Origin of the sequence: Collinsella sp. wc0583 (assembly GCF_046116915.1) — a bacterium.
Lineage (GTDB): Bacteria > Actinomycetota > Coriobacteriia > Coriobacteriales > Coriobacteriaceae > Collinsella.
Genome location: NZ_JBJXBN010000004.1, coordinates 173,443 through 185,740, shown reverse-complemented (window position 1 = coordinate 185,740; position 12,298 = coordinate 173,443). Strand labels below are relative to the sequence as shown.

The 12,298-nt window shown below is 60.3% G+C and carries 12 protein-coding genes; 1 reads left to right on the top strand and 11 read right to left on the bottom strand.

Translation table 11 applies throughout. The features are described from left to right. The first annotated feature begins 189 nt into the window (after nt 1–189). Nucleotides 190–624 (top strand): hypothetical protein, encoded by a 435-nt coding sequence (locus tag ACKUUJ_RS04900; RefSeq protein WP_409064844.1) that lies wholly within the window; start codon nt 190–192, stop codon nt 622–624. A 58-nt stretch (nt 625–682) separates the two neighbouring features. On the opposite strand, the gene ACKUUJ_RS04895 is transcribed toward ACKUUJ_RS04900, so the two are convergent. The 11 genes from ACKUUJ_RS04895 to ACKUUJ_RS04845 form a co-directional block, all read right to left on the bottom strand. After that, entirely contained in the window at nt 683–1,198 is a 516-nt protein-coding gene (locus tag ACKUUJ_RS04895; protein WP_349125371.1) for a PIN domain-containing protein, read from the bottom strand. Beyond that, nucleotides 1,195–1,548 (bottom strand): hypothetical protein, encoded by a 354-nt coding sequence (locus ACKUUJ_RS04890; protein ID WP_409064843.1) that lies wholly within the window; start codon nt 1,546–1,548, stop codon nt 1,195–1,197. Before ACKUUJ_RS04890 ends, ACKUUJ_RS04895 begins: the two co-directional genes overlap by 4 nt. 138 nt (nt 1,549–1,686) lie before the next feature. Then, nucleotides 1,687–3,702: a heavy metal translocating P-type ATPase gene (locus tag ACKUUJ_RS04885; RefSeq protein ID WP_409064842.1), complete on the bottom strand. Its 2,016-nt coding sequence runs from the start codon at nt 3,700–3,702 to the stop codon at nt 1,687–1,689. A 78-nt stretch (nt 3,703–3,780) separates the two neighbouring features. Next, nucleotides 3,781–4,026 carry a DUF6110 family protein gene (locus ACKUUJ_RS04880; protein ID WP_035136895.1) on the bottom strand — a complete coding sequence of 82 codons (246 nt, stop codon included), beginning with the start codon at nt 4,024–4,026 and terminating at the stop codon, nt 3,781–3,783. 692 nt (nt 4,027–4,718) lie between these two features. Further along, a complete protein-coding gene (gene gatB, locus ACKUUJ_RS04875; RefSeq protein WP_409064841.1) occupies nt 4,719–6,395 on the bottom strand; it encodes an Asp-tRNA(Asn)/Glu-tRNA(Gln) amidotransferase subunit GatB in 1,677 nt (558 codons plus the stop codon). Beyond that, nucleotides 6,395–7,909, bottom strand: coding sequence for an Asp-tRNA(Asn)/Glu-tRNA(Gln) amidotransferase subunit GatA (gene gatA, locus ACKUUJ_RS04870; RefSeq protein ID WP_409064840.1), 1,515 nt, complete (start codon nt 7,907–7,909; stop codon nt 6,395–6,397). Before gatA ends, gatB begins: the two co-directional genes overlap by 1 nt. Continuing rightward, on the bottom strand, nt 7,909–8,220 hold the full coding sequence (locus ACKUUJ_RS04865; protein WP_409064839.1) for an aspartyl/glutamyl-tRNA amidotransferase subunit C: 312 nt from the start codon (nt 8,218–8,220) through the stop codon (nt 7,909–7,911). The genes gatA and ACKUUJ_RS04865 overlap by 1 nt, the downstream gene beginning before the upstream one ends. A gap of 346 nt (nt 8,221–8,566) precedes the next feature. Next, on the bottom strand, nt 8,567–9,490 hold the full coding sequence (locus ACKUUJ_RS04860; RefSeq protein WP_409064838.1) for a class C sortase: 924 nt from the start codon (nt 9,488–9,490) through the stop codon (nt 8,567–8,569). 283 nt (nt 9,491–9,773) lie between these two features. After that, nucleotides 9,774–9,923 carry a hypothetical protein gene (locus ACKUUJ_RS04855; protein ID WP_022095061.1) on the bottom strand — a complete coding sequence of 50 codons (150 nt, stop codon included), beginning with the start codon at nt 9,921–9,923 and terminating at the stop codon, nt 9,774–9,776. Nucleotides 9,924–10,536: 613 nt separating this feature from the next. Continuing rightward, nucleotides 10,537–11,616: an isopeptide-forming domain-containing fimbrial protein gene (locus ACKUUJ_RS04850; protein ID WP_409064837.1), complete on the bottom strand. Its 1,080-nt coding sequence runs from the start codon at nt 11,614–11,616 to the stop codon at nt 10,537–10,539. A gap of 360 nt (nt 11,617–11,976) precedes the next feature. Then, on the bottom strand, nt 11,977–12,243 hold the full coding sequence (locus ACKUUJ_RS04845) for a hypothetical protein (RefSeq protein WP_409064836.1): 267 nt from the start codon (nt 12,241–12,243) through the stop codon (nt 11,977–11,979). Between the last annotated feature and the right edge of the window lie 55 nt (nt 12,244–12,298).

Sequence of the window (12,298 nt, the reverse complement as noted above, 5' to 3'; positions counted from 1 at the left end):
GTCGACTTTTCAAGGAACATACGGGGCGAGCCCCGCTTGTGAAGTGTTATCTTACCACGTTCTGAAAGCGGACAGCTGTTCTATGCACGAGCTGTGAAGACCCAAATGTGTACCACACTTCGCACTTTTGCCACCGAACGCGTCACGTATATTTTCGCCAAGCAAAATTGACCCGTCGAAAGGACCGTTATGGATACCAAACAGCAACTCATCAATGCCCTCGCAGGCCTGGGCTCAACCATTACCGAAGCTATGGATGTCATCGAAGGCTTTGTCCCCTGCGGACATCCCGCCCTCACGGTATCGAACGCACTCGTCGTGCTGGACGCTGACGATGATGCAGCTCTCGCCCAGCAGCTTGAGACCGTCGAGGGCTTTATCGACCATGTGAGTGAGAACCGCGGCGTGTCCGCCTACCACGGCATCGAGGTCGAGCTCGCGGGCCCAAAAGCTGATCTGCTCGCAGCAATCTGCGAGGTAGGCGCCCTTATGCAGACCGCAGGCGTCAAGAACACCCAGGTCAACGAGTGGGTCTACCGCAGCTTAGCCGCGCTCGACAGCTCCGAAGAAAAGGCAGCCGAGCAGCTCGCAGAAAGTCCCGCCATTAAGGCCGAGCTTTTGTAAATAGCAGACGCGGGTCCCTTAGCGCATCGTCGTCCAAGAGGCCCGTAAACAGTTCGCGTCAACCGATAGCCGCGCCGCCGCGTTCGGCCAAAGCAAGAATCGGCATCATTTGACGAGGTGTCTTTGCTGCAAGATCGGCATGTTCGAGCAGTTTGCGATCGTTAGTTACCAAGTAATCAACCTGGGCGCGTTTGCATGCGGCGAGTACCAAGTTGTCCTCGTAATCGCAATGGAGCGCTAAGTATTTGTCGGCTAGCCACAGATCGGATGCGTCTGCGCCCACGGCGGTGGCGTTTTCGGTCATATTCCGAACAAACGCCAGTGCCGCATCGCCAATTGCGCGGGCAGAAGCCTCGTCGAGCGCTCCCCCGACGGCAAGAACGCTACGCTTCAGCTCGTGTTGGACAACGTATAGCACGTCCTTAGCGATATGCACCGGAAAGAACAGTAACGACCCCGTCTCCGTCGCCTGCCCAATAAACGCACGCGCGGCAAGCGATTCGGCATGGTCGACGCAAAACGAATCAACCCATACGTTGGCGTCCACCATGATCTTGAGAGGCGCCCCACTCACTGGATCATCCCCTTTTGGCGATAGCGCTCGTCCATGGCTTCGGAATAGATTGTTTCCCAACCGCGATCGTCGGATACGGGCGACGTAGCGATGCCCAGGTCCGCGTAAAGCTGATCCGCCGCCGCCCATGATGCGGCGAACGGAGTATCGGGCGCGACGGTCTGCTGCCGGTCGTCGACGGCCGCAAGCACTTCCTCGCACTGCCCGCCACCCTGCGCGACCTTGGCCACCACCTTTTTGATGAGCTCGGGCAGCGAGGCGCCCGAAAGCCGCAGCGCCTCCTCCGCATGGTCCTTGACCTGACGATCGACGCGAACATTCACCTGCGCCATGCTGCCAACAGCACCCATCTCAACCTCACCTTCGACTTCTGCTATCTTTGCTAGCATCACTATATATTGCTGCTAGCACATGGTCAAACGCAAAAGGCCTGCATTCCGACAGATGCAACACCGTCCAAATGCAGGCCATAAACTCAAGCAAAAGCGCTAGCGCAGATATGCCTTCGCGTTGCTCAGGCTGTAGGCAATCGTCGAGCCATTGTGCAGCAGCGACGACGCCTGCGGGGTAATCGCGCCGGTAATGCCCAGTGCCAGGAGCGCTGAGTTGGTGAGCATCACCTTAGAATAGGAGCTCGTCAAACGATCAACGAGGCCCTGGCTCATGCGGCGCAGGCGCACGATCGCGGCCAGATCCGTATCGGTCAGGATGATATCGGCGACCTCCTTGGCGATGTCACTTCCGCCACCCATCGCCAGCCCCACGTCGGCCAAACCGAGTGCCGGCGAATCGTTGACGCCGTCGCCCACCATGGCAACGTGGCGCCCCTCGCCCTTAATGCGCTCAACATACGCGTACTTGTCCTCGGGCAGCAGCTCGGCCTTAAACTCGTCGACACCCGCCTCGCGAGCAATGCGCTCGGCCGTGCGCTCCGAGTCGCCCGTGAGCATAACGACATGCTTGACGCCCAGCGCATGCAGGTCGGCGATGGCCTCGCGGACCCCGGGCTTAAGCGGGTCCTCGATACCGAGCACGCCCACAACGGTGCCGTCGACCGCCAGATACAGCGGCGACAGGCCCTGCATCTGGGACTCGATGCGCTCCTTGATGTCGGACTCAAGCTGCGCACCCTCGTCCTCGAATACAAAGTGCGCGGAACCGATGATGGCGCGACGCTCTTCAATGGACGAAGCGATACCGTGCGCCACGATGTACTCGACGGCAGCATGGCGCTCGCGGTGCTCGAGTCCGCGCTCACGTGCCGCATTGACCACGGCGCGCGCCACCGGATGCGGAAAATGCTCCTCCAAGCAAGCGGAAAGGCGCAGGATCTCGTCCTCGCTCCAACCATCGGTGGTGAGCACGCAGGCAAGACGCGGCTGCGCCTCGGTAAGCGTGCCCGTCTTATCAAACACAATGGTGTCGGCCTTGGCAAACGACTCAAAGTACTTCGCACCCTTGACCATGACGCCCATCTTGGCAGCATCGCTCATGGCAGTCATGACGGCGACGGAACCCGTGAGCTTGAGTGCGCACGAGTAGTCGACCATCAGCGCCGCTGAGGTCTTGATGAGGCTGCGGGTGGTAAGCGCAACCAGGCCCGCGAGCAGGAAGTTCCACGGGACGATCTTGTTGGCAAGGTTTTCCATGTGCGACTGGCCCTCGGACTTGAGCGAGTCGGCCGCCTGCACGAGCGAGACGATCGAGCGGAGCTTGGTCTGGGCCGTATTGGCGCGCACGCGCACCAAGATGCTGCCGTCTTCCACGACGGTTCCGGCGAACACGTCGTCGCCCACGCTGCGCTCGACGGCCAGCGGCTCGCCGGTCAGGGTCGCCTGGTTGACCATAGCGCTCCCCTGCTCGACAACACCGTCGATGCAAATGGACATGCCGGTGCGCACGGCCACCAAGTCGCCGGGCTCAAGCTCGGTGGCGGCAACGCTTACCTCGGTGTCACCGACGACCTTTTGCGCCTTGTCGGGCACATCAAGCAGCGAGTTGATGAGCTCGTTTTCGCTCATGGCGCGGGTGTAGTCCTCGAGCAGCTCGCCCACGTTGAGCAGGAACATCGTCTGGCCCGCGGTGTCGACATCACGCTTGACGAACGAAATGCCGATGGCCGAAGCGTCGAGCACGGGAACGGTCAGGCGCGGCTGCGCCAGCTCATGAAGGGCAGCGCGCAAAAATGCCATGTAACCGGCCACGACAAACACCGCACGCAGCGGCGTAGGCAGGAACCAGCGGCGCGCGTAGTGGGCGCCAATAAGTGTGGCGAGATCCATGACGAGCTTGTGCTTGCGTGGCTCAAGCTGCATCACGTAACCCGTCTTTGCGTCGGCAATGGCCTGGGCATCGAGCGCACCGACGGCAGCCAGCACGGCATCGCGGTGCGGCTCGTCGTATTCGAGCGCCATCTGGCCGATACGGCCGTAGACGCGCACCTTGCGCACGCCGTCGATGTCGCCGCTGAGCTTAAGAAGCGCATCGAGATCGCTCTCTGGCACAGGACCCGCCAACTGGAGGCGGGTCCTGCCGGGGATCTCGCTGATAATCGAGAATCTCATAGTTTGTGCCTGGGAGCGCTACTCGGCTGCGTTGTCCGCGGCGGCCTCGCTCTGGGTGATGTAAGCAGCCTCGGCAACCATGTCGTCGACATTAGCCTTGGCCTGCTCGACCATGTCCTGGTAGCCGTTCTTGATGCGCATGCCGCACGCGATACCCTGCACGCAGGCGTTCTTTACCGGAGCGCTGGTGAGCAGCTTGATGCCAGCCGTACCGAGCAGAAAACCGCCACCAACAAGCAGGGTGTTGAACGTGGACTTCTTCATGATGTCTCTCCCTTTTGCCGCATTGGACGCGGCACGGTGCCTCAGCACCCGAGTAAACAAGTTTGCTCGAGCACACTTTTAGAAAATAGTTTAGTTTATCTAACTATTAAGTTCAACAAAGGTTAACTTTTTGGAAATCTTGAGGCGCGGAACAGCCGACTTCTGGCGATCCGTCTGCCGCAACGTACATCTCCGGCATCCATGAAAGGCTCTTCCCCGACCCGACGAATCGAGGTCTAATACTTTTCCGCGAAGTGAACGAGCAAAATCGGACCCCCGAAACATCTGCATTTTTCGCCAGCAAAACCGCAGGAAAAACTCGACAAATCCGCAGGAAACAGAGCCCAAAAAGTGTCGATGCTTCAGGGGTCCAAATAAGGTCGTTCACTTCGCGGAAAAGTATTAGACCCCGATTTCCGTCACTCCCACAATGTGGCAAAGGGACAGCCCCTTTGCCACATCCATAAAGAATGAGGGCGCCATCGGCGCCCTCATCCACCAAATTCAATTCAGCCTACCTGACCCGAACGGCCGAGTCGTTGCAGAACCCGGGAGCCCCGGCAGGGCGGGTGCTTCCTCAAAATGAGTTCCGCACGCAAAGAAGGCCACTTAATGTGGCCTTCGTCTTGCATAGGACTGTTTGAAATTTGGAGGAAATACCCCGGCGACTCGGGGCTTCCCCGGCCTCGCAGCTACGAGAGCGCCGTTCTCAGCAACTCGTTGAAGAGCTTAGGGTTGCCCTTGCCGCGGCTCGCCTTCATGCACTGACCCACCAAAAAGCCGATGACCTTCTGGTTGCCGTCACGATACTGCTGCGCCTGATCGGCACAGTTTGCCAGCACCTCGTCCACAATCGGCTGCAGCGCGCCGGCATCGCTCACCTGACGCATGCCGCGCTCGTCGACGATCTTGTTGGGGTCATCACCGGTCTGGGCCATGGCCTCAAAGACCTCGTGCGCCTGGTTGGAGCTGATGGCATCGGTCGCCAGCAGCTTAGCCAGCGCTGCCACCTGGGCCGGTGCAATGCCGGACTCGGCGAGCGACACACCCGCGCCCTTAAGGTAGGCGATCATCTCGTTCACCAGCAAGTTTGCGACCGTCTGGGCCTCCTTGCCAGCCATGCCAGCAGCGGCGGCCTCAAAGAACTCGGCAAACTCGGGGTCGCCGGCGATCTGCTCGGCATCGGCCGCCTTAATGCCAAAGTCGGCCTCAAAACGGGCACGCTTGGCATCGGGCAGCTCGGGAATCTCGCCACGGCAGCGGTCGATGAACTCGTCGTCCAGATCGAACGGCGCCAGGTCGGGATCGGGGAACAGACGATAGTCGTCGGCCGTCTCCTTCACACGCATAACCACGGTACGCTTGCGACTAGGCTCCCAGTGACGGGTCTCCTGATAGATGATGCCGCCCTCCTCGAGCACCTCGGCCTGACGGCAGATCTCGTAGGCAAGGCCGTCGTGCAGGCTCTTAAACGAGTTGAGGTTCTTGAGCTCGGTCTTGGTGCCCAGCTTGGTCTCGCCGCGGCGACGCAGCGACACGTTGCCGTCGCAGCGCATGGAACCCTTCTCCATGGAGCAGTCCGAAATGCCCAGCGTCACAAAGATGCGACGGAGCTTCTCCATAAACAGGCGCGCTTCCTCGGGCGTGCGCAAGTCGGGCTCAGTCACGAGCTCAATCAAAGGCGTGCCGCAGCGGTTGTAGTCGACGAGCGACTCGGCAGCGGCGGTAATGCGGCCCTCGGCACCGCCCACGTGGACCATCTTGGCGGCGTCCTCCTCCATGTGGATGCGCAGGATGCGAATGGGCACCGTGTAGGAACCGTCCTCGCGGCGCTCGGGCATCTGCAGGTTGGACGCATCATAGCTGGCCAGATGACCGGAGCGCTGATTGCCCTCGCGCATGGTCGACGTCATGGACGTGGACAGGCCCTCGGCGTTGGCCGAGGCGCTCGCCAGGCTCTGGGCCTCGGCCTCGCCAAACGCGCAGTCGGGGCGCTCGGCGGCACCGCGACCGGTCACGTCCAGGTCCAGGTGACCGTACATGGCAAAAGCGACCGGACCCTGCGTAGTCTGGAAGTTCTTGGCCATATCGGGATAGAAGTAGTGCTTGCGGTAGAACATCGAGTGGCGCTGAATCTCGCAGTTGGTGGCGAGGCCGGCCTTGACGATGCTCTCGATGGCGCGCTTGTTGGGCACCGGCAGGGCACCGGGCAGGCCCAGGCACACCGGGCACACGTTGGCGTTGGGCTCGTCATCGTGGCTGAGCTTGCAGTTGCAGAACATCTTGGTATCGAGTGCGGTGAGCTCGGTATGGATCTCCAGGCCGATCACGGCCTCCCAATCCTGCAGGACCTCGGAAAGCTCCTTCATTACAGCTCGCCTCCCTTCCCGGCAAAATCGGGCGCGATGGAAAGCGCGGGCGCACCCGTGGCGGCATCGGCAAAGCCGCGCTCCAGGGCGCGGGCAAACGTGAGCAGCTGACGGTCCTTAAAGGCAGGTCCCACCAGCTGGGCAGAAACGGGCAGTTTGCTGTCCGCGCCCAGGCCCAGCGGCACCGAGATACCACCGTTGCCGCAAATGTTGAGCGAGATGGTGTACAGATCGGAGAGGTACATCTGCGTGGGGTCGCTAATCTCGCCAAACTTAAAGGCCGTGCGCGGCGAGGCAGGCATGAGGATGGTGTCCACCTTGGCATACGCGGCGTCGTAGTCCTGCGTGATGAGCGTGCGGGCCTTTTGCGCGGCGTAGTAGTACTTGTCGTACACGCCCGAGCTCAGCAGGTAGGCGCCGAGCATCTGACGGCGCTTGGCCTCGGCACCAAAGCCGTGGGCACGCGAAAGCGAGCTCTGGTCGGACAGGTTGGCGCAGCCCTCCTCCTGGTAGCCGTAGCGAATGCCGTCGAAGCGGGCCAGGTTGGAGAATGCCTCGGCCGGACCGATGACGTAGTAGGCGGCGATGGCGGCATCCAGGTGCGGCAGGTCGACCTCGACCAGCTCGGCGCCCTGGTTCTGCAGCTCCTGGGCGGCGCGCTGAACAGCGGCCTTGACCTCGGGCGTCAGGCCCTCGGCCTCCATAAACGCAGGAATGATGCCCACGCGCTTGCCCTCGATGCTGTCGTTGAGGTGCTCGGTAAAGTCGACGGCACAATCCTGGCTGGTGCAGTCGTACGGATCGTGGCCCGCGCCGGTAAGCGCGTTCATGGCCAGCGCGACATCCTCGACCGTACGGCCGAAGGGGCCCACCTGGTCGAGCGACGAGCCGAAGGCAACTACGCCGTAACGGCTCACGGCGCCATACGTGGGCTTAAAGCCCACCACGCCGCACAGCGACGCCGGCTGGCGAATAGAGCCGCCGGTGTCCGAGCCCAGCGAGAGCGCGACCTCGCCCGCGGCGACGGCTGCAGCGGAGCCGCCCGAAGAGCCGCCGGGCACGCACTCGGCATCCCAGGGGTTGTTGGTGCGGTGGAACGCCGAGCTCTCGGTGGAGCTGCCAAAGGCAAACTCGTCCATGTTTGCCTTGCCCATGGGCAGGCAGCCGGCATCGAGCATGCGCTGGACGCAGGTGGCGGTGTAGACGCTCTGGTAGTCCCCGAGCATGCGGGAAGCGCAGGTGGTGCGCGTGCCCACGAGGTTCATGTTGTCCTTGATGGCCAGCGGCACGCCCGCGAGCGGGGGCAGCGACCTGCCTGCGGCACGGTCGGCATCCACGCGCGCAGCGGCCTCGAGCGCAAGCTCGGGCGCCACCTGCAGGAATGCCTGGACCCCGCCCTCGCGCGCCTCGATGGCGGCAAGGGAGGCCTGGGCCACCTCGGTAGCGGTAAAGTCGCCGGCGGCAACGCCCGCGGCGATCTGGGCGGCGGTAAGGGAATCGAAGCTTTGCGCCATTACTCGCTCTCCCCCTCTCCCAAAATGGACGGCACGCGGAAGTAGCGGCCACGCGCGCTGCCGGCGTTTTCGAGCGCAACGTCGAGCGGCAGATCGCGCTCGGGCTCGCGCAGGTCATCGCCCATCACGTTGGACAGGCTTCCGATGGGATGGAACGTGGGCTCCACGTCGGGCAAGTCATATTGCAAGACGGGCTCGAGCATCTGGACGGCGTCGTTCATGTAGGACGTCATCTGGGTGAGCTCGTCATCGGTCAGTGCGATCTTTGCGTACTCGGCGATGCCGCGCACGTCTTTCTCGCTGAGTGCCATAGGCGCTCCCTTCCGCATAACAGATAAACCGCTCTAGTATACAAGGCAACGCCGCTTGGAGCAGGTGCTTTACCCAAATGCAGCGAAAACGTAACGAGGGCGGCGGGCTGGCAGGTGGCGGGCTGGCGGTTCTGCAGCGAAACCGCACCGTCCATAGCGAAAACTGTCTCATCCACAACGAAAACCATCCCGTCCACAACGAAAACCGTCCCGCCCACAACGAAAACCATCACAACATTCGACGCTTTTCGTCAAAATCGCGATTTTCATCGAATGTTGTGATGGTTTGAAAGCCCCGACCACCGCAAAGGAGCCTGTCCCCATTGTGGTGGTTTTGAACGATGTACTATGCCGAGGCCTTGGCCTTGCGGCGCTTGCGGACCGCGTGGATCACGATGTCCAGCAGCAACAGCACAATGGCCACGACCACGATAAGCACGGCAAACTCGCGCTTGCCCCAGTGGCGGCCGGCCAGCGACTTTTGCTTGTCGACGTCCTTCTTGTTGTACTTGGTGCGCACGCAATGCACCAGCAGGCGATGGTCGTTCACGCCGTAGGGCGTGCAGGTGACGAGCGTCAGCTTGTCGGCGCCGGGCTCAATGGTCAGCGACTCCATCTCCTCGGGCAGCACCACCTCGGAGTCCACCATCTTGTAGGCGAGCGTCTTGTTCATGGTGTGCAGCAGCACCAGGTCGCCGGGCTCCAGCGAGCGGATGTCGTCGAACATGCTCAGGTTGCGCATACCCGAGTGCGCGGTAAGCACGCAATGCGTCGAGGTGCCGCCCACCGGCAGGCTCGTGCCCTCCAGGTGGCCGACGCCCGCCATGAGGACTTCCTCGCTCGTGCCGTGGTAAATGGGCATGCTCACATCGATGGAGGGGATTTCGACCCAGCTCATCATGGGGTCGCGGTCAAAGATGAGCTGCTGGGCATAGGGCTCGATCTGGTCGGCGGGGAGCTCGGTGGGCTCGCCCGCCAGCTGCTCGTTAAAGGAGCGCGCCTGGAGCAGGATGCGCTCGCGCTCCTCGGCAGACAGCGCGTCCACGGTGCTGGACACAGTGCTGATTTGGTTGAACACGCCCGAAGCCTCGATCCGGTCCAAGATCCACGGCCAGGTCATAAGGCCCACGCCAATAAGGATGATGACGATGGTGATGAGCCGGTCGGCCCAGCGCGGCAGCCGCTTGCGACGGCGCTTGGCCTTGGGCTTGGGCTGAGGTTTGGGCTGAGGGCTTGAGCCACCGTTGCCCGCGGCGTTATTGCTCTTCATATGTTTGGCGCCCTGCACCATCGCCGGTCACTCCTCTTCAACTCAAGTTGTCTAAACAAATAATAGCCGATTCGCGAGCTCGTACGCCGGACAACGCAGCCAGGCAGCATTGCGCAGTGCGAGTATGGGCCCGCATTTGCGTTTTCAAAATGTCCCGGATCGGCGGGGCGATTCGGGATACAATATCAATAGAGAACGACGCACCCCGCGTAAATGTTTGGGAGCGCGGGCGGCCTAGTTTTCTGGTTTTGTTAAATGCCCGGGATCCTACCCCCGGGCATTTTTATTTGCGCTTGCGGCGCAAATGCCGTCCACCGTCCGCACCGCGCGTGCGCCTACGGACCTTAAACCGAACCTCATACGAGTCAAGAAACGCGATGACGAACGTGCCCACCGCCGCGAGGGCGGCGAGCGCGTTAAGGAATTTCAGCATTTGGGGACCTCCGATCGAGTCGTCGGCCGCCCGCGCACGGGATGCGTCGCAAAGATATTTTACTGCGAGCGTATGCACCCGCAGCTGGTAAACGCGATTTTGACAAACATTTGTTCGATAGCTATAAACACGATTCCTCATCCAGCGGAACCTGGCCGCATTGTCCGGGTTTGCCCGACGTGTTTGCGTTTTCAAAATGTCCCGAATCGGCGAAGCGATTCGGGATACAATAACTACAGGAAACGACGCACCCCGCGTAAGTGTTCGAAAGCGCGGGCGGCCTAGTTTTCTGGTTTTGTTAAATGCCCGGGCCTCTAACCCCGGGCATTCTTATTTGCGCTTGTTGCGGCGCAAATGCCTTCTACCGTCCGCACCGCGCGTGCGCCTACGGACCTTAAACCGAACCTCATACGAGTCAAGAAACGCGATGACGAACGTACTCGCATCGGACGATGGAGGCTGGCTGCGTTATCCCAAAAAAACGGGGCAGACTCCAGTGCGGAGTCTGCCCCGAAAAGAGAGTGGCAAAGCAAGAACGTGGATGGACGAGAAAAGTGTCCGCAAGTCTCATGGCCATCACATCCCACCTGCCAAAGGGATGGGTGAGTGAGCGTTACTCCTGCTCGGACTCCTCAGCCTGCTTACGGCTGCGGATGAGGTGAGCCACGCCGATGCACAGCACCGCGCCACCAGCGATCCAAGTGAAGGTCACGCCGTTAAGACCGGTGAGCGGGAGGTTGGAGCCCTTCTTGTTCTTGACGGTGAGGGTGACGGTGCCATGATCAAAGGTCGGAGCAACGACAAGTTCGGGGCCTTCCTTGGACGCAGTAACCGTCAGGGTATTATTTCCCTCGTCTTGATTAAGGCCATCGGCTTTAATGGTGAAGGTGAAGGCGCCCAGCGTGTTGTAGCCTCCAAGGGTGTCGGTCTCCTTGACCGTGTAGGTACCAGCATCAAGGCCCTTGATATTAATCTCGCCGTTTCCATCGGTCGTGAAATTCCAGGGATCTTTGCCGAGGGAACCGTTCTCCTGGACATACTGAGTGCCAGCGCCCTCGTCGGCACCCGTGGCCTGGATGGTGAACTTTACGCCCTCGAGCTTGGTGGCCTCGTTAGCAGAGTCCTCCTTAACGAGCTTGAGCGCGTAAGTGTAGTCACGGACGGTATCGGGCACGGACTCGCCCTTGCCGTTGCTCATGGGATTGTTGAAGTAGATGAGCTTGACGCTGTTGGGATTACCCTCGCCGCCAACCACGACATTCTTCGCCTTCTCGTGGTCAAGCTTGGCGGTGTAGGTGACGACGACATGGGAATCCTTGGTAAGCGTCTTGCCCACGGACCGAGCAGCAGCCTTAAGATCCGTAAAGGAAACAGTCAGCACCTGCCCAGTTACAGCCCCGGACTCGTCCGTAGTATTCGTGACACTCGCGGTGTAGTTGTTGACCGCCGTCACGGTTTCGTCATCAATCTTAACGGTAATAGAATTCTCATCCGCGGTCAGACCAGCGGAGAGCTCGTCGTGGAACTCATAGTAGTAGGTGTTGAACGTATCGATGTTCGCAGCCACAGTACCGGTCAGCTGGTAGTACACGGGCTGATCCATCTGGGAGTCGCCCTTGTCAGCCCAGTCGCTGCGGAGCTTGTCATTCTTGACCTTCTTCGTAACCGTGGGAATGCCAGTCTTCTCGGTCACGGTTACTCCAGTACCACCTACGACGGCGAAAATCGGCGAGGTGCCCGTCTGTTTCTTGTTGGAATAGTCTTTATTCGTACCGATGGAGTTATCATCTGTCAGGAAGAGATAGTAGCCAGCGCTCTCAGGCGTAAAAGAATCACCAGCATTGAACGCCGTACCTGACGGCTGCTCATTTTTCTTTACAATGGCGGCTATTTTATTAAGCAAGTCTCCGTTCTTAACAACGAGTTCCCTGCCGCTTTCGGACACATAGGTGCCCAACCAATCAGCAACGTCCTGAGCAGAAGGAGTTCCGGAAAGCTTCTTACCATTACTAGCATCGCTACGGATATCAGCAATAATCTGGTCCTTGGTGGTTTACGTTATGGTATCAGCCCAATCAACATCAGATGTGACTTTACCATTTTCGCCGTCGTGAACTTTTGCCTTGAAGATTTGGTACGGAACGAAACGCGTCTTAGCGGTGCCCTTGTTGTTCTCGCTCTGCTCGATGATGATGCCATTTGCCGGAGCCGTCACCGGATCATCAGCAAACGCCATGGTCACCGGGGCCATGACTCCGCCGAAGCTCAGCGCTGCTGTGAGGCCGGCGGTTACTGCCAGGCGTGCGATGTTCTTACTCATGCTCATCTTCTTTTCCTCCGTTTTCCGTTTGGTTCTCATTCGATCGGTCATCATC